This is a genomic window from Mesorhizobium sp. M0615 (genome assembly GCF_040320805.1).
In the GTDB taxonomy this organism is placed as follows: domain Bacteria; phylum Pseudomonadota; class Alphaproteobacteria; order Rhizobiales; family Rhizobiaceae; genus Mesorhizobium.
The window spans coordinates 119,108-135,767 of record NZ_JAMYQI010000010.1 but is presented as its reverse complement, the minus strand read 5'-3'; the positions used below and the strand labels follow the sequence as shown (position 1 = coordinate 135,767).

Sequence of the window (16,660 nt, the reverse complement as noted above, 5' to 3'; positions counted from 1 at the left end):
TCGGCTGAAAATGCGAGCAAAACACGTAACAAACGCCTATCTCTAAGCGAATATAGCTTGCAACCAACAACAAGCCGCCAAGGCTGAGGAGATCAAATGGACACCCACACCTACCCTATCACCCGCACCGACGCCGAATGGCGCGCCCGCCTGACGCCCGAGCAATATGCGGTCATGCGCGGCCATGGCACCGAACGGCCCGGAAGCTGCGCGCTGCTCTACGAAAAGCGCGCCGGCACCTTTTCCTGCGTCGGCTGCGACCAGCCGCTGTTCGAATCCAAGCTCAAGTTCGAGAGCGGCACCGGCTGGCCGAGCTTCAATGATCCGGTGCCCGGTTCGGTCGAAAACACCGTCGACCGCAGCTACGGCATGGTCCGCACCGAATGCCACTGCGCCCGCTGCGGCAGCCATCTCGGCCATGTCTTCGAGGACGGCCCGCCGCCGACCGGCCTGCGCTATTGCATCAACGGCGTGGCGCTGAAATTCGAGCCGGCGGCTTAAGCCGCGGCTTGACCACCATCTTCAAAGGGCGGCTTCGGCCGCCCTTTTTCGTGTCAATCTTCTCAGACAACCACCACCAGGATCAGCCAAAGCGTAGCCCCGAGCGTCATCAACGAAGCCTTGGCGCCACTGGATTTTTCCGTGGTTCGCCAGACGGCAAAGGTCAGAAAGATGTTGTAGGGCACGGGCGCGAAATGCACCGCCAGGACGACGGCGAGCGGCAGCTTCAAGCCGAGCAGAATGAGCGCGGCCACCGACGAGGTGATGTTGATCGCCGTGCCGACAAGGACTAGATCGCGCCAGAACAACCGCTCGACCGGAACCGCGCCTTGCCAGCGCGAGCCGAAGAAGGATCCGATGCTTTGCACCAACACCTGATAGCTATCCCTCTCTCAGCACGTCGGTGACGGCGCGCTCGAAGCGCGAGCATTCCGTCACCAGCCAGTCGGCCATGGCCGGCCAGTTGTCCTCGGCATAGCAGTTCACCCGCCACATCGAATTGATGCCGAGGGCCTCGCAGCTCTGCTCCGGCCTGAGCTTCAGCCTGTCTTCGATTGCCGGTTGGAACGGCTTCAGCCGCGACCAGACCCCGGTCGCGCCGAACATCTCGTTACGGCCGAAAAAGACGCCAACTTGGCTTTGCGCCGGCGCGACATACATGGACAGGACCAGAGCGAAGTCAGGCAGCCCGCGCTGCCAGAACCAGGGTCCGCGCCGCGCCATGGAAGCGCGTTCCTCCGGATGCCGTTCGGCGAACAGCGCCCAGAAGCTGCGTTGGCGGAATTCAGAGGCGCGGCGGGCGCCGAAGTCGAATTCGCTCATGGTTCGATGCCCGTTCCAGCATCATTCCTTGGCCCGAGACTGTTTCGAAATTCGCTCCGGCGATATCAGCCGGAGTAGAATTTCCAGACAGCCTTACACCATGCCGAGCGCGGCCTTGTAGAGATCGAGGATGGTTTCCTCTTCCTGGCGCTCGGCCTGGTCCTTCTTGCGCAGCCGGATGATCGACCGCATCGCCTTGGTGTCGAAGCCGGTGCCCTTGGCCTCGGCGAACACTTCCTTGATGTCGTCGGCGATGGTCTTCTTTTCTTCCTCGAGCCGCTCGATGCGCTCGATGAAGGCGCGCAACTGGCCGGCGGCAACAGTCTGGCTGGTATCTGTGATGTCGTCGGCCATGTTTTTTCTCCGCTACTTTTTAAGCACCGCGATTCTGGCGCGGTAAATTGGGAGCGGGTTCGATGCCCGAGCAGGCGCGGCGGGTCAAGCCATTATCGGCGCTTCGTGAACGGCTGCTGCCAGCCGTCCCCAGTGTGATGGATCCGCGCGTCAGCCAAACGCGATCAACAGATCCTTCGCATCGATCTGATCGCCGGCCTTGACCAGCACTTCGGCCACGGTGCCGTCGCGCTCGGCATGCAGGGCCGTCTCCATCTTCATGGCTTCGATCGACAACAGCACGTCGCCGGCCTTGACCGCTTGGCCGGCGGCAACCGAAAGGGCGGAGACCACGCCCGGCATCGGCGCGCCGACATGCGCCTCGTTGCCGGGCTCGGCCTTGCGCCGAGCCTTGGCCGCCGAGGCACCATGCGCCCTGTCAGGCACCCGGACACGGCGCGGCTGGCCGTTGAGCTCGAAGAACACGGTGACCATGCCCTTCTCATCGACGTCGCCGATCGCAAGGCAGCGCACTACAAGCGTCTTGCCTTTTTCGATGTCCAGGAAGATCTCGTCTTCGGACTTCATGCCGTAGAAATAGGTCGGCGTCGGCAGCACACTGACCGGCCCGTAGGTTTCCTGCGCGGCGGCGAAGTCGGTGAACACCTTCGGATACATCAGCCAGGACGCGAATTCGTACTCCGAAAGCTTGCGCTCCAGCTTCGCCTCGATCTCCTTGCGGCTGGCCTTGAGGTCGGCCGGTTTGAGCAGCGAGCCCGGCCGCACGGTGATCGGCTTGTTTTCCTTCAGCGCCTTCTTCTGCAGCTTCTCAGGCCAGCCGCCGGGCGACTGGCCGAGATCGCCGCGCAGCATCGAGACGACCGAGTCCGGGAAGGCGATGTCCTTGGCCGGGTTTTCGACGTCGGCAACGGTCAGATCCTGGCTCACCATCATCAGCGCCATGTCGCCGACCACCTTGGACGACGGCGTCACCTTGACGATGTCACCGAACATCAAATTGACGTCGTGATAGGCTTGTGCCACCTCGTGCCAACGCGTTTCCAGCCCCAGCGAACGCGCCTGTTCCTTGAGGTTGGTGAACTGGCCGCCCGGCATTTCGTGCAGATAGACTTCCGAGGCTGGCCCCTTGAGGTCGCTTTCGAAGGCCGCATACTGGTTGCGCACCGCTTCCCAGTAGAAGGAGATGTTGCGGATCCATTGCGGATCGAGGCCGGGATCGCGCTCGGTTCCCTTCAGCGCCTCGACGATCGAGCCCAGGCAAGGCTGCGAGGTGTTGCCGGAGAAGGAATCCATCGCCGCGTCGATGGCGTCGACGCCACTTTCCACGCCCGCCAGCACCGTCGCCGCCGATAGGCCTGACGTGTCGTGGGTATGGAAATGGATCGGCAGGTCGGTGGCTTCGCGCAGCGCCTTGAACAGCACGCGGGCGGCGGCAGGCTTCAAAAGCCCGGCCATGTCCTTGACGGCGATGATATGGGCGCCGGCTGCCTGCAATTCTTTCGCCAACCCGACATAGTATTTGAGATCGTATTTGGCGCGCGCCGGATCGAGGATGTCGCCGGTGTAGCAGATCGCCGCTTCGACCAGCTTGCCCTCGGCGCCCACCGCGTCCATGGCGACGCGCATATTCTCGACCCAGTTCAGGCAGTCGAAGACGCGGAACAGGTCGACGCCGCCGGCCGCTGCCTGGCTGACGAAATGTTGCACGACATTGTCGGGATAGTTGGTGTAGCCGACGCCATTGGCGCCGCGCAGAAGCATCTGCAGCAAAAGGTTGGGGGCCGCTTCGCGCACTTTGCTCAGCCGCTCCCACGGATCCTCGGTGAGGAAGCGCATGGCGACATCGAAAGTGGCGCCGCCCCAGCATTCCAGCGACAGCAGCCGCGGCAGCGCCCGCGCATAGGTGCCGGCAATGCCGGCAATGTCATGCGTGCGCATGCGGGTGGCGAGCAGCGACTGGTGACCGTCGCGCATCGTCGTGTCGGTGACAAGCACCTCTTTTTGCTCACGCATCCAGGCAGCGAATTTCTCCGGCCCCAACGCGTCTAGCTTCTGCTTGCTGCCATCAGGCACATTGCCGTTGAGATAGGGCACGACAGGCGCTGCCGCATCGGTCTTGGGCATCGGTCGGCCGCGGGTTTCGGGATGGCCGTTGACGCTGACGTCGGCCAGATAGTTGAGCAGCTTGGTGGCGCGGTCCTGCCGCTTCACCTGCGCGAACAGCTCCGGCGTCGTGTCGATGAACCTGGTCGTGTAGGAATTGTCGGCGAAGCGCGGGTGGTTGATGATTGCCTCGAGGAAGGTGAGGTTGGTGGCCACGCCGCGGATGCGGAACTCGCGCAGGGCCCGATTCATGCGGGCGATCGCCTCGGCCGGTGTCGGGGCCCAGGCAGTCACCTTCTCCAGCAGCGGATCGTAGAAGCGGGTGATGACCGCGCCCGAATAGGCGGTGCCGCCGTCGAGGCGGATGCCGAAACCGGCGGCTTCGCGATAAGCGGTGATGCGGCCGTAGTCCGGAATGAAACTATGCTCCGGATCCTCGGTCGTGATGCGGCACTGCAGCGCGTGACCGTTCAGCCTGATGTCGGCCTGCGCCGGCACGCCCGACTCTTTCGTGCCGACGGCAAAGCCGTCCAGTATGTGGATCTGCGCCTTGACGATGTCGATGCCGGTCACCTGCTCGGTGACGGTGTGCTCGACCTGGATGCGCGGATTGACCTCGATGAAGTAGAATTTGCCGGTGTCGGCGTCCTGCAGGAATTCCACCGTACCGGCGCCGATATAGCTGGTCTCGCGCGCGATCTTGAGCGCATAGCCGCAAAGCTCCTGGCGCAATGCCTCGCTGAGATAGGGCGCCGGCGCCCGTTCGACGACCTTCTGGTTGCGGCGCTGGATCGAGCAGTCGCGCTCGAACAGATGTACAGCGTTGCCATGCGTGTCGCCGAGCACCTGGACCTCGACATGGCGAGCGCGCTCGATCAGCTTTTCGAGATAGACCTCGTCCTTGCCGAAGGCGGCCTTGGCCTCGCGCTTGCCTTCCATCACCTCGCGGGCGAGGTCGGCTTCCGCGCGGATGGCGCGCATGCCGCGCCCGCCGCCGCCCCATGATGCCTTGAGCATCACCGGATAGCCGACTGTCTTGGCGAGCTGCTTGACTGCTTCCATGTCGTCCGGCAGCGGTTTGGTTGCCGGCACCACCGGCACGCCGACCTCGATGGCCAGATTGCGCGCGGCGACCTTGTTGCCGAGCCGGCGCATCGTGTCGGGCTTCGGCCCTATGAAAGTGATGCCGGCCTCGGCGCAGGCATCTGCGAATTCAGGGCTTTCCGACAGGAGGCCATAGCCCGGGTGGATGGCGTCGGCGCCGGACAGTCTGGCGACCCGGATCACTTCCTCGATCGACAGATAGCTTTCGATCGGCCCCATGTCCCTGGCCAGATGCGGCCCGCGCCCGACCTGGTAGCTTTCATCGGCCTTGAACCGATGAAGCGAATATTTGTCCTCCTCGGCCCAGATCGCCACGGTTTTGAGGCCGAGCTCGTTGGCCGCGCGAAAGACGCGGATGGCAATTTCGGACCTGTTGGCGACGAGGATCTTCGTGATGGCCAAGGAAGGAGGCTCCGGACAGGGAGGGATGGGGGCAGAGGCATGATTAACGCGAAAATGCTGCAGTGCAACCGAAATCGGGGAGAGATTAAACCGATTTAAATGGGATTCTAGCACCTCTGCTCGAAAAGCTGCGTGCGATTGGCGTCGCGAGGTGACGCTAATTGTCGTGCCCGCACAAATTCGACCCCGGCTAGCGGCTTATCCAGCCACCCTCGCTGCGCCCTGTCACCAAAGAAAAATGCCCGGCGCGAGCGCCGGGCATTCCATAGAGCTGTGTCCCGAATTACGACTTCGGGAACCAGGAGATCTTGCCGTCCGGACCCTTCTTCCATTCGTACATGATGTAGCCCGGGAGCTTCGGATCGCCCTTCGCGTCATAGGCGAGATCGCCCAGAACGGTCTTGAACGGACCCTTCTCGTGCAGCGCCTTGGCCACTTCCACGGGGTCGTTCGACTTGGCCACGGCAGCGGCCTCGGCGATCACCTGCATGGCGGCGTAGGAGTAGAGAGTGTAGGCTTCCGGCTCGAAGCCCTGGGCGCGGAACTTCTCGACCAGTGCCTTGTTCTCGGGGATCAGACGCGGATCTGGACCGAACGTGTTGAGCGTACCGATAACCGCATCGCCGGCGATCGCAGCCAGCTCGTCGGTCACGATGCCGTCGCCCGACATCAAGGTAGCCTTGAGGCCCTGGTCAGCCGACTGGCGGATGATCAGGCCGGCTTCGGTGTGCAGGCCGCCCCAATAGATCAGGGTGACGCCGGCGTCCTTCATCTTGGCGATCAGCGCCGAGAAGTCCTTGTCGCCGACATTGACGCCTTCATACATGACTTCGGTCAGACCGGCTGCGTTCATCGCCTTCTTGGTCTCGTCGGCAAGGCCCTGACCATAGGGGGTCTTGTCGTGGATGACGGCAACCTTGGCGTCCTTGAAGTTGGTCGCGATATAGCCGCCGGCGATGCCGCCCTGCTGGTCATCGCGTCCGCAGGTGCGGAACACGTTCCACAGGCCGCGCTCGGTGAATTTCGGGTTGGTCGCCGCAGGCGTCACTTCGACGATGTTGTTGTCGACGTAGACTTCCTGCGAAACCGGGATCGAGACGCCCGAGTTGAAGTGGCCGATCACGAATTTCACGCCGTCGCCGACGAACTTGTTGCCGACCGAAATGCCCTGCTTCGGATCCGAGACGTCGTCGCCGACTTCGAGCTTGATCTGCTCGCCGTTCATGCCGCCTGCTGCGTTGATGTCGGCAACGGCCGCTTCCGCACCCTTCTGCAGCTGCGCACCGAAGGCCGCATTCGGACCGGTGATCGGACCTGCGACGCCGACGATAACGTCAGCCCATGCATTGCCACCGAACGCGACAAGCGCGGTCAGGGCAACGGCGGACAAAAGTGATTTCTTCATTTAAACGCTCCCATTTACGAGGTGGGCGTGGATGAAACTTTCATGCGATGCCCACCCTTATCGCAGAAAGCGTACTTTGCCGATTTTCAGGCCCTTGTCACGCCGATTCATCCCCGGAACGGCGTTAATGATGAACGTCAACCTTTCGGTTTCCAGCTTAAGATCGAAGCCCGTTCGTAAAGCCAATTATACTGCGTCACCATCTGGTTCGTACGCGTGTATTGATAGCCGACAAATCCCAATATCATGAGCACGATTGTGTCCACGACATAGTATTGCAGCGAAAACATCGTGCCGCCGAACAAGGCATGATGGATGAACCTGATGCCTATGCCGAGACCCAGCAGATAGGCGAACAGCGCCGGCAGGCTGCGCCATGTCTGGGCGCTGGCCTTGCCGGTCATCCATGCCGCCCAGCCGCCGAGCAGACAGGTGACGAAGAAGAACTGCCAGATGGAAGGTTCCTCGTGAAGAATGCCTTGCATGATGAAGACTCCCTAGCATGATCCCGAAAAGTTGCAGACTTTTCGGACAAAGGTCATGCGACAAACAAACAAGTTGGAGCGGAATACCGTATGCATACATTCCGCTCCAAAATCAGTGATGGCCGCCTTCGAGATAGGCCGCCCGCACTTCCGGATTGGCGAGCAATTCCTTGCCTGTGCCGCTCATGGTCACGTTGCCGTTGACCATGACATAGCCGCGCGTGGCGAGTTTGAGCGCGCCGAAGGCGTTCTGCTCGACCAGGAACACGGTCAGCCCTTGCGTGCGGTTCAGCTCGCGGATGGCATCGAAGATCTGCTTGACGATCAGCGGCGCCAGACCCAGCGACGGCTCGTCGAGCAACAGCAGCTTAGGCCGCGCCATCAGCGCACGTCCGATCGACAGCATCTGCTGCTCACCGCCCGACAGCGTGCCGCCGCGCTGGGCAATGCGCTCCTTGAGGCGCGGGAACAGCGCGAACACCTTCTCGGCATCTTCGTCATAGTGCTTGAGATTGTCGAGACCGGCGCCCATCTGCAGGTTTTCCATCACCGTCATGCGCGGGAAAATGCGCCTGCCTTCCGGCGACTGCGCAATGCGCATGCGGGCGATCTCGTGCGTCGGCATCTGGGTGATGTCGGTGCCGGCGAAAGTGATTGAGCCGGCACGAGCGCGCGGCGCACCGAAGATGGTCATCATCAGCGTCGACTTGCCGGCGCCGTTGGCGCCGATCAGCGCGACGATCTCGCCCTGGTTGACGTGGACATCGACGCCGTTCAGCGCCTTGATGTTGCCGTAGTAGGTCTCGACGCCCTTGATGTCGAGCAGCGTTGTCTCGGCCATCACTTACGCCCTCCGCGCGGCTTGCCTGTCGGGGATTTGGTGGCCGCCGGCTTGGACTTGGCCGTTAGACGCTCGGACGGTGCTCTTGGCGCGGAGTTGGCTCTTGTATCGTATTGGGTGGCCTTTGAAGCTCCCTTCGACACTGTGACCCGCTCGCCCTGGCTGTGGCCGATCGTGTCGCTTACCGGGCCGGCGAGATAGGAAGACGATGTGCCTGGTCCGTGAGCCGAATCCGGCCCGATGTCCAGCTGCTCGATGACGTCTTCATCGCCGACCTCGGTCAGCACCGTCTCGACCTCCTCGTCGTCGACGCCGAGATAGGCGGCGATGACGCGCGGGTCGGTACGCACCGATTGCGGGCTGCCGTCGGAAATCTTGCGGCCATATTCAAGCACCACGACATGGTCGGAAATCTGCATGACCACCGACATGTCATGTTCGATCAGCAGGATCGAGGTACTGCTCTTGATGTCCATCAGCAGCGAATTCAGCGCAGCCGACTCCTTCGGATTGAGACCGGCCGCAGGCTCGTCGAGGCACAGAAGTTCGGGCCCTGTGCACATGGCGCGCGCAATCTCGAGGCGCCGCTGCGCGCCATAGGGCAGGTCGCCGGCCGGATCGTCGGCGCGATCGACAAGATCGGCCTTCTCCAGCCAGTGCTTGGCAAGCTCCACCGATTCAGCCGAGGCCCTGCGGTAGCCGCCGATCCCGAACAGGCCCAGGATCGTATAGCCGGATGCCTTCATCAGCTTGTTGTGCTGGGCAACCAGCAGATTCTCCAGCAGCGTCATGCCCGAGAACAGGCGGATGTTCTGGAAGGTGCGCGCCACCTTGGCGCGCGCCGGGATCTCATGATTGGGCAGCCGTTCGAGCAGGAAGCTCGAGCCGTCGGCCCGGTTGAGCGTAATCATGCCTTCCGACGGCTTGTAGAAGCCGGTGATGCAATTGAAGACGGTGGTCTTGCCGGCGCCATTGGGTCCGATCAGAGCGGTGATCTCGCCGCGCTTGGCCTGGAACGACAGATCGCCGATGGCGATCAGGCCGCCGAACTTCATCGAAAGATGCTCGACCTGGAGGATGGCGTCTTTCATACCCGGATTGGTCTTCTGAATGGAGGTCGCGCTCATCAGCCGTGCCCTTCCTTGGTGAAGGAGGAGGAGACCGCTTTTCGTTCACTGAGGAAGGCCGTCGGTTCACGGCTGCCGACAAAGCCGCGCGGCTTCCACAGCATGACGATGACCATCGCCATGCCGAACAAAAGCATGCGGTAAAGCTCCGGCGTGAAATCTTTTCCGAAGACACTTTTCAGGAAATCGAGTTCGCGCAGTGCCTCGGTGCCGCCGATCATCACCAGCGCGGCGACCGCGATGCCGACCAGCGAGCCCATGCCGCCGAGCACCACGATGGCCAGGATGATCGCCGATTCCAGGAAGACGAAGGATTCAGGGCTGACGAAGCCTTGCCGTGCGGCGAAGAAGGCGCCGGCAAAACCGCCGAACATGGCGCCGGTGGCAAAGGCGGTGAGCTTGGTGGTGGTGGTGTTGATGCCAAGCGAGCGGCAGGCAATCTCGTCCTCGCGCAGCGCCTCCCAGGCGCGGCCGACAGGCATGCGCCTGAGCCTGATGGTGACGAAGGCGGTCAGCAGCGCCAGCCCGAGAATCAGATAGTAGAGGAAGATCTTGTAGTAGGCGCTCGACTGGGCAATGTGCAGCACCTTGCCGATGTAGTTCGGGTCGGTCGAATTGAACGTCATCAGGCCGAAGAAGGTGACCTTCGGGATGCCGGAGATGCCGGCCGAGCCGTTGGTGACTTCACGCCAGTTGATCAGCACCAGGCGGATGATCTCGCCGAAGGCCAGGGTCACGATCGCCAGGTAATCGCCACGAAGCCTGAGCACCGGAAAGCCGAGCATAACGCCCCAGAAGGCGGCCATGGCGCCGGCGGCCGGCAGCAGGATCCAGAACGACAGGCCGTATTGCGATCCCAGCAACGCATAGGCATAGGCGCCGACCGCGTAAAAGGCGACGTAGCCGAGATCGAGCAGGCCGGCGAGGCCGACGACGATGTTCAGCCCCCAGGCCAGCATCACATAGATCAGGATCTGGATGCCGAAATTGTCGACCCACTTCAACGAGCCCTGCAGGCCGCCGGTTATCGACCACGCGTAGATCGACAGCACAACGACGACGAGGATCGGGTATAGCACCAGCGCCGCAATGCCGAGCTTGGTGAAATTGGCGTGGATGAAGGAGCGGAAATAGAAGATCACGCAAGCGAGCGCGTAAATGACGGCCAATGCGCGCAGGAACTGAAGGTAGCCGGCCAGATCGGGCCCCACCAACGCCGGCAGGGCGCTGCCAGACGCAACCAGGACAACCGCCAACACGACGGCGACGATGAAGGCCGGAAGCAGGAAGAAGCGCGACGCGACGCTCGCCGGCAACAGGCCGGTGGCGACATTGGTGATCTTCTGATTGGCCATGAACGGCTGGCCATAGGCAATGTAGAAGAAGCGGCCAAGCATGGTCAGCACGACCACGGTGATGAGCAGCAACCAGCGCTGCACCAGGATCAACTGGTTGCTGATGTTCTGGTCGGTCTTCAGGCCGATGAAGAGAATGAACAACCCCAGCGAGATGGCGCCGGCATAGAACGCTTCGCGCAATGCACGCTGCACGGGGGACGCGACGGTGTCGCGCTCCGAGGATACGGAAACCGCCATTGTCTCAGACCTTTTCGACTTCTGGCCGGCCCAAAATGCCGGAAGGCAGGAAGATCAGCACGATCGCCAGGATCGAGAACGCCGCGACGTCCTTGTAGTCGATCGAGAAATACGCCGACCACATGCTCTCGATGAAGCCGATCAAAAGCCCGCCAAGCACCGCGCCCGGCAGAGACCCGATGCCGCCGAGAACGGCCGCGGTGAAGGCCTTGACCCCCGGCACAAAGCCGTCGGAAAAGGCGATGACGCCGTAATACATCAGGAACAACGTGCCCGCGACGGCCGCAAGCGCTGCACCCATGATGAAGGTGATCGAGATCGTACGGTCGACATCGACGCCGAGCAGCGCCGCCATCTTGCGGTCCTGCTCGCACGCCCTTTGCGCCCGGCCGAGGGAAGTCCTGTTGACCAGGTACCAGAACAGCGCCAGCAGCAGGGCGGTGACGACGACGATGATGATCTGCTTCAGCGACACGCTGATGCCGTTGATGTTGTAGACTTGGCTGACCATCGGCGGGATCGGCTTGTTGCGCGGGCCTTGCGTCACCTGGATGAAGTTCGACAGCGCGATCGACATGCCGATGGCGGTGATCAGCGGCGCCAGCCGGAACGAACCGCGCAGCGGCCGGTACGCCACCTTCTCGATCGTCCAGTTGTAGAGGCTGGTGAGCAGCATCGCCACGATCATCATGATCAGCAGCGCCAGGACGACCGGCACCGAATAGAACAAGGAGCCGAGGATGAGGAAGACGACGAGGGCGGCGAATGCCCCGACCATGAAAATGTCGCCGTGGGCGAAGTTGATCATGCCGATGATGCCGTAGACCATCGTGTAGCCGATTGCGATCAGCCCATAGATCGATCCCAGCGTCAGCCCATTGATAAGCTGCTGGACAAAGTACTGCATGTGTACATGGCTCCCCTGGAATGTCGCCCATGCAGACGCATTCCTTTTCGTATTTCCCCTAGTCGTAAAGTTTCGAGCCCGGATTGCAACGTGATTTTTCAAACGTCGAGCGTGTTTTGCCGGCACGCCTTCCGATTGCCCGTTTTTTTGCTCCCGACCCCTGGACTATCGCGGACCCTATCATTGGCATAACGCAATGTCTTTGACGATTCCGCCGGACCAGCGACCTCATTTCGAAGAAATCCCGGCCAAAATTAGGTGATGAGACGAATCTTTGCGTTGTTGGCGGGCTTCGTTTTTTAGCCACATTCCGTACTGACCAGCTGCAACATGGGTTACTTCCGACTATGGCGGTGGATGCCTCGCCCAACGCGCTAACCTTTCGCTGACTGGTTTCGCCAAGAGGTCCCGCCCTGGGTCCAAGTCCTGGTCTCGGTGGATGATCGGCAGCCTACCGTATCACTTAACCACAAAACCGTGCGCGAACGGATCGCGGTCGTCGATGAAGATGGTGTTCAGGCCAGTCATCCGGGCCCAGCCGCCGATCGAGGGAATGATGGCCGGCTTGCCGGCGACAGTGACGTCCTTCTCGACCTTGCCCTTGAACAGCGAGCCGATGATCGATTCGTGGACAAAACTGTCGCCGGCCTTGAGCTTGCCCTTGGCGTGGAGCTGCGCCATGCGCGCCGAGGTGCCGGTGCCGCAAGGTGAGCGGTCGATCGCCTTGTCGCCATAGAAGACCGCGTTGCGCGCATCCGCGCCCGCCATTGTCGGCTCGCCCGTCCACAGCATGTGGGACAGCCGGTTGATGCCGGGGTTTTCCGGATGCACGAACGAGTACTTCTCGTTAAGCCGCTGCCGCACCACAGGGCTCCAGGCGATGAAATCGCCGGCGGAATAATCAGCCATGTCGCGAAAATTCGCCTGCGGCTCGACGATTGCGTAGAAATTGCCGCCATAGGCGACATCGACAGTGATCTCGCCAAGCTGCGGGCAGTCGACCGTCAGTCCCTCGGCATAAAGGAAGGACGGTACATTGGTGATGCGCACCTCCTCGACATAGTCGCCGACTTGCTTGTATTCGGCGATAACCAGCCCGGCCGGTGTGTCGAGCCGGAGCACGCCGGGTGTCTTCGGCTTGATCAGCCCATGTTCAATGGCCATCGTCACCGTGCCGATCGTGCCGTGGCCGCACATCGGCAGGCAGCCCGACGTCTCGATGAACAGGATGGCTATGTCGCAATCCTCGCGCGTCGGCGGATAGAGGATCGAGCCCGACATGACATCGTGGCCGCGCGGCTCGAACATCAGCCCGGTGCGGATCCAGTCATACTCCGCCAGGAAATGCGCCCGCCGCTCCATCATCGTCGACCCCTGAAGCAAAGGGCCGCCGCCGGCGACCAGCCGCACCGGATTGCCGCAGGTATGGCCGTCGATGCAAAAGAAGGATTTTCTGGCCATGATTTCCTCGAACTCAAAACCGTTGCGGGCTGAAGGGAGCAAGATCGATCGGCGAAGTCTGCCCGAGAACAAGATCGCGGATCAAGCGGCCGGTGGCCGCCGCCTGGGTCAGGCCGAGATGGCCATTGCCGAAGGCGTAGACAACGTTGGGCGCGGTTCGCGCCGTGCCGATCACCGGCAGCGAATCCGGCAGCGACGGGCGATAGCCCATCCACTCGCGGCCGCCTGACGCGTCCAGCCCCGGAAGGAACTGTCTGGCTTTTTCCAGCATGGCCTTCGAGCGCGCAAAATTCGGCGGCCGGTCGAGACCGCCCAACTCGACGGCGCCGCCGACGCGCAAGCCCGTGTCGAGTGGCGTGATGACGAAGCCATGGCCGGAAAAGATCAGCATTCGCTGCACGTCGAAAGCGGTCTTCGGCAGTGTGGTGTTGTAGCCGCGCTCGGTTTCGAGCGGGATGGTGTCGCCGAGCGCCTTCGCCAGCCGATGCGACCATGCCCCGGCGGCCACGACAAGATGTCTTGCCTGCCTGGTCGTGCCGTCGGTCAGCGTCAGCGTCGCGCCATCAGGATTGGCGGCGACGTGCTCTATGCGCGCCTTTTCGAAACGCGCGCCCAGCCTTTCGGCATAGGCCCACACCGCCTTGCCGAGCAGTTTCGGATCGGCGACGGTCTTCCAGCCCGGCACGAAGGTGCCCTTGATGAAGCGCGGCGACAGTCCCGGCTGCAGTCGCGCCAGTTCGTCGCCTTCGACATGGCGAAAGTCGATGCCGAAGCGCTGGCGCGCCGCCCAGCCCGGCAGGCCGGCCTGAAATTCGCCTTGGCTTTCATAGAGCTCCAGCGAGCCGTCTTCGCGCAACATCGGCCGCGTGCCTGAACGGTCGAGCAGTCCCATCCATTCAGCCTCGGCGAGCTTCATCATGCCTGCCTGAGCAGCAAGGCCCGCCTCATATTTTTCTGGTGCTCCGGCGCGCCAGAAGCGCAACAGCCAAGGCAACAGCTTCGGCAGATAGGCTGGCGGGATGCTGAGTGGTCCGAGCGGATCGGCAAGCCATTTCGGCAAGTGCCGCATCATGCCCTTATGCGCCAGCGGCAGCACGTCGGAGAAGGCGAAGGCGGCGGCATTGCCGGAGCTCGTCTCCTCGCAGATGCCGGTGCGGTCGAAGACCGTGACGCTGCGCCCGGCCTCGGCCAGCATGGCCGCCGCGCAGATGCCGACAATGCCGCCACCGACAATGGCGATATCTACCCCTTCTCCCCGTTCACGGGGAGAAGGGGCCCGAAGGGCGGATGAGGGGCGGCGGCCCTCCTCTGTGTCCCTGGAATTTCCTTGCACGTCGGCGCTGCCCCTCATCTGGCTGCCGCCATCTTCTCCCCGTGCACGTGCACGGGGAGAAGAAAGCCTTCAGAACTGCGGCAGCTTCGGCCGTACCGCCAGCGCGTCCTTGACGATCTTCTCGACCGCTTTGCGGCGCTCGCCCGACAGCGGCTGGCGCGGCATGCGCACGCGGTCATTTGTGTCGATCGCGAGCACTTCGGCAAGCTTGATGTTTTGGACCAGATAGGTCGAGACATCGAGATCGAGCAGCGGCCGGAACCAGCGGTAGATCGAAAGCGCCTCCTCGCGGCGGCCCTGCATCATCAGTTGGTAGATGGCGACTGTCTCGCGCGGGAAGGCGACGACCAGACCCGCCACCCAGCCGATGGCGCCGACCGACAGCGCCTCGAAGGCGAGATTGTCGACGCCGGTGAACAGATCGTAGCGGTCCCCGAAGCGGTTGATGATCTCTGTCGAGCGGCGGATGTCGTCGGAGGACTCCTTGATGGCGACGAAGCGCTTGTCGGCGGCCAGCTCCTCCATCTGGTCGACGGTGACGTCGACGCGGTAGGCGAGGCGGTTGGAGTAGATCATCACCGGCAGGTCGCCGGCCTGAGCGACGGCGCGCAAGGCGGCGACCGTCTCTTCCGGGTTGGTGTGATAGATCGGGCTCGGTACCACCATCAGCCCGTTGGCGCCTTCCCGGCTCGCGCGCTTTGCGATGCTCGCCGCCTCGCGGGTGCCTGCCTCGTTGACCGTCAGCAGAACCGGCTTGCTGCCGGCAACTTTCTGGGCAGTCTTCAGCACTTCGATTTTCTCGTCATGCGACAGCATCGGGCCTTCGCCGAGCGAACCGCAGACGATGATGCCGTCGCAACCGGCCTCCATCTGCAAAGCAAAGCAGCGCTCCATCTCGGCATGGTCGAGGCGGTCGTCATCAGTAAACTTGGTCGTGACGGCGGGGAAAACTCCGGTCCACATGATCGTCTCTCCATCTGATATATCAGCCGTATATCTGTTGGAAAACCGGCTGTCAATGAGGAATCCGTTGTGATATATGGAAGATATATCAGGAGCCCACCTTTGATATCCAGTGAGACAGCATACCCCGAGCCGGCCGCCGCCAAGGCCTACCATGTACTCGAGCATATGATCGTGACGCTGGAACTGGCGCCGGCGAGCTTCGTGACGGAAGGCGCGCTCATCGAGAAGCTGGCGCTAGGACGCACGCCGGTGCGCGAAGCGATCCAGCGCCTCGCCTGGGAAGGACTGCTGGATGTCAGGCCACGCGCCGGCATCGCCATTGCCCCGCTTCATCCCGGCGACTGGCTGCGCGTGCTGGATGCCAGGCGCGGCGTCGAGGTGGTGCTGGCGCGCTCGGCCGCCCGCTTCGTCACCCGCGAGGCCGCCGACCTGTTTCATGAGGCAGCCCTTGCCATGCAGAAGGCCGTCATCTCGGGCAATGTGCTGGCCTTCATCCAGGCCGACAAGGCGCTCGACGAGGCCTTGGCGATGGCCGCCGACAACCCGTTTGCGGCCCGTCTGGCCGCGCCCCTGCAGACCCACAGCCGCCGCTTCTGGTTCCGCTACAAGGCCGACACAGGACTGGCCGAATCGGCTGAGCACCACGTCGCGCTAATCCGCTCGATCCTGGCTGGTGACGAAGAGGCTGCCGCCAAGGACGCCAAACGCCTTATGGCACTGCTGCGCGGCCATGCCGAAGTGGCCGCCACACGCTGAACTCCGTCTTTGCTCCAGACTTCCGACCGGTCTTTTATCAGGTGCCCGGCAAGACTGCTGCCATAGCCGCCCCGTCCCAGCCTTCGCCAGCCGTGATGATGCAGCTTTGGCCGCGTGTGTCGGTGGCCAGGATGGTCCAGGTGCCCTGGTCGGAGACGAAGATCTCAAGCACCACATTCGGGTTCACCAGGCCACGTGCGGCTTGGCTTTCGTGGAACTTCTCGCCGAGCGCCTTGACCAGGTCGGTCCGCGCGGCGCATTGATCGGCTTTGGCCTGGGCGATGCCGGACATCGCGAACACCGCAAAGAACATCGCCGCCACAAGACGTCGTGTCATCTGACACCTCCTTGCGCCAGACGAGAACCCCGGCTGCAACCGGCGCTATTTTGATGGCCTGCACCACGGCAGGAATGCAATTTAAGGCAGATGACAGGCTCTTGGTTCCATCGCTTTAACGTGATGGCCAATGTCGGTTTCGTACAAAGAAAGGCCCAGGA

Annotated in this window: 15 protein-coding genes and 1 pseudogene; 2 read left to right on the top strand and 14 right to left on the bottom strand. The window is 62.4% G+C overall.

Annotated features, from left to right (window positions below; translation table 11 throughout):
• Window positions 1-96: 96 nt before the first annotated feature.
• Complete coding sequence (gene msrB, locus NKI46_RS19090; RefSeq protein WP_023698422.1) at window positions 97-501, top strand: peptide-methionine (R)-S-oxide reductase MsrB; 405 nt, start codon at window positions 97-99, stop codon at window positions 499-501.
• A 62-nt stretch (window positions 502-563) separates the two neighbouring features.
• On the opposite strand, the gene NKI46_RS19085 is transcribed toward msrB, so the two are convergent.
• The 13 genes and pseudogenes from NKI46_RS19085 to NKI46_RS19025 all read right to left on the bottom strand — a co-directional run bounded on the left by NKI46_RS19085 (window position 564) and on the right by NKI46_RS19025 (window position 15,403).
• Window positions 564-875: a hypothetical protein gene (locus NKI46_RS19085; protein ID WP_031196451.1), complete on the bottom strand. Its 312-nt coding sequence runs from the start codon at window positions 873-875 to the stop codon at window positions 564-566.
• Between the two features lie 7 nt (window positions 876-882).
• Window positions 883-1,323 carry a hypothetical protein gene (locus NKI46_RS19080; RefSeq protein WP_023737890.1) on the bottom strand — a complete coding sequence of 147 codons (441 nt, stop codon included), beginning with the start codon at window positions 1,321-1,323 and terminating at the stop codon, window positions 883-885.
• A gap of 93 nt (window positions 1,324-1,416) precedes the next feature.
• The gene (locus NKI46_RS19075) at window positions 1,417-1,677 is read right to left on the bottom strand and encodes a DUF2312 domain-containing protein (protein ID WP_023668722.1); all 261 of its coding nucleotides are present in this window, start codon (window positions 1,675-1,677) and stop codon (window positions 1,417-1,419) included.
• A gap of 150 nt (window positions 1,678-1,827) precedes the next feature.
• Window positions 1,828-5,286 carry a pyruvate carboxylase gene (gene pyc, locus NKI46_RS19070; RefSeq protein WP_352747415.1) on the bottom strand — a complete coding sequence of 1,153 codons (3,459 nt, stop codon included), beginning with the start codon at window positions 5,284-5,286 and terminating at the stop codon, window positions 1,828-1,830.
• A 283-nt stretch (window positions 5,287-5,569) separates the two neighbouring features.
• Window positions 5,570-6,691, bottom strand: a complete 1,122-nt coding sequence (locus tag NKI46_RS19065) for a branched-chain amino acid ABC transporter substrate-binding protein (protein ID WP_023668720.1) — start codon at window positions 6,689-6,691, stop codon at window positions 5,570-5,572.
• Window positions 6,692-6,828: 137 nt separating this feature from the next.
• The gene (locus NKI46_RS19060) at window positions 6,829-7,176 is read right to left on the bottom strand and encodes a DUF6867 family protein (RefSeq protein ID WP_023668719.1); all 348 of its coding nucleotides are present in this window, start codon (window positions 7,174-7,176) and stop codon (window positions 6,829-6,831) included.
• Between the two features lie 112 nt (window positions 7,177-7,288).
• Window positions 7,289-8,017: an ABC transporter ATP-binding protein gene (locus NKI46_RS19055; RefSeq protein WP_023668718.1), complete on the bottom strand. Its 729-nt coding sequence runs from the start codon at window positions 8,015-8,017 to the stop codon at window positions 7,289-7,291.
• Between the two features lie 20 nt (window positions 8,018-8,037).
• Window positions 8,038-9,144, bottom strand: a pseudogene (locus NKI46_RS19050) (ABC transporter ATP-binding protein); the annotation flags it as partial.
• Window positions 9,144-10,739: a high-affinity branched-chain amino acid ABC transporter permease LivM gene (livM, locus tag NKI46_RS19045; RefSeq protein ID WP_023688923.1), complete on the bottom strand. Its 1,596-nt coding sequence runs from the start codon at window positions 10,737-10,739 to the stop codon at window positions 9,144-9,146. The gene livM and the pseudogene NKI46_RS19050, both read right to left, overlap by 1 nt.
• Window positions 10,740-10,743: 4 nt before the next feature.
• On the bottom strand, window positions 10,744-11,646 hold the full coding sequence (locus NKI46_RS19040; RefSeq protein ID WP_023668715.1) for a branched-chain amino acid ABC transporter permease: 903 nt from the start codon (window positions 11,644-11,646) through the stop codon (window positions 10,744-10,746).
• A 459-nt stretch (window positions 11,647-12,105) separates the two neighbouring features.
• Window positions 12,106-13,107, bottom strand: coding sequence for a 4-hydroxyproline epimerase (locus tag NKI46_RS19035; protein ID WP_352747412.1), 1,002 nt, complete (start codon window positions 13,105-13,107; stop codon window positions 12,106-12,108).
• A 13-nt stretch (window positions 13,108-13,120) separates the two neighbouring features.
• On the bottom strand, window positions 13,121-14,458 hold the full coding sequence (locus tag NKI46_RS19030; RefSeq protein ID WP_352747410.1) for an NAD(P)/FAD-dependent oxidoreductase: 1,338 nt from the start codon (window positions 14,456-14,458) through the stop codon (window positions 13,121-13,123).
• Between the two features lie 51 nt (window positions 14,459-14,509).
• Window positions 14,510-15,403 (bottom strand): dihydrodipicolinate synthase family protein, encoded by an 894-nt coding sequence (locus NKI46_RS19025; protein WP_352747407.1) that lies wholly within the window; start codon window positions 15,401-15,403, stop codon window positions 14,510-14,512.
• Window positions 15,404-15,472: 69 nt separating this feature from the next.
• On the opposite strand from NKI46_RS19025, the gene NKI46_RS19020 reads away from it, so the two are divergent.
• Complete coding sequence (locus NKI46_RS19020; RefSeq protein WP_373420159.1) at window positions 15,473-16,162, top strand: GntR family transcriptional regulator; 690 nt, start codon at window positions 15,473-15,475, stop codon at window positions 16,160-16,162.
• A 37-nt stretch (window positions 16,163-16,199) separates the two neighbouring features.
• Here NKI46_RS19020 and NKI46_RS19015 read toward each other — a convergent pair whose 3' ends face one another.
• On the bottom strand, window positions 16,200-16,499 hold the full coding sequence (locus NKI46_RS19015; RefSeq protein ID WP_023728657.1) for a hypothetical protein: 300 nt from the start codon (window positions 16,497-16,499) through the stop codon (window positions 16,200-16,202).
• Between the last annotated feature and the right edge of the window lie 161 nt (window positions 16,500-16,660).

Bases quoted from the DNA above. Each gene is read 5' to 3' on its own strand.
- NKI46_RS19025 (WP_352747407.1), bottom strand. From the start codon at position 15,403: ATGTGGACCGGAGTTTTCCCCGCCGTCACGACCAAGTTTACTGATGAC.
- NKI46_RS19040 (WP_023668715.1), bottom strand. From the start codon at position 11,646: ATGCAGTACTTTGTCCAGCAGCTTATCAATGGGCTGACGCTGGGATCG.
- NKI46_RS19030 (WP_352747410.1), bottom strand. From the start codon at position 14,458: ATGAGGGGCAGCGCCGACGTGCAAGGAAATTCCAGGGACACAGAGGAG.
- NKI46_RS19060 (WP_023668719.1), bottom strand. From the start codon at position 7,176: ATGCAAGGCATTCTTCACGAGGAACCTTCCATCTGGCAGTTCTTCTTC.
- NKI46_RS19015 (WP_023728657.1), bottom strand. From the start codon at position 16,499: ATGACACGACGTCTTGTGGCGGCGATGTTCTTTGCGGTGTTCGCGATG.
- livM (WP_023688923.1), bottom strand. From the start codon at position 10,739: ATGGCGGTTTCCGTATCCTCGGAGCGCGACACCGTCGCGTCCCCCGTG.
- NKI46_RS19065 (WP_023668720.1), bottom strand. From the start codon at position 6,691: ATGAAGAAATCACTTTTGTCCGCCGTTGCCCTGACCGCGCTTGTCGCG.
- NKI46_RS19080 (WP_023737890.1), bottom strand. From the start codon at position 1,323: ATGAGCGAATTCGACTTCGGCGCCCGCCGCGCCTCTGAATTCCGCCAA.
- msrB (WP_023698422.1), top strand. From the start codon at position 97: ATGGACACCCACACCTACCCTATCACCCGCACCGACGCCGAATGGCGC.
- NKI46_RS19075 (WP_023668722.1), bottom strand. From the start codon at position 1,677: ATGGCCGACGACATCACAGATACCAGCCAGACTGTTGCCGCCGGCCAG.
- NKI46_RS19035 (WP_352747412.1), bottom strand. From the start codon at position 13,107: ATGGCCAGAAAATCCTTCTTTTGCATCGACGGCCATACCTGCGGCAAT.
- NKI46_RS19055 (WP_023668718.1), bottom strand. From the start codon at position 8,017: ATGGCCGAGACAACGCTGCTCGACATCAAGGGCGTCGAGACCTACTAC.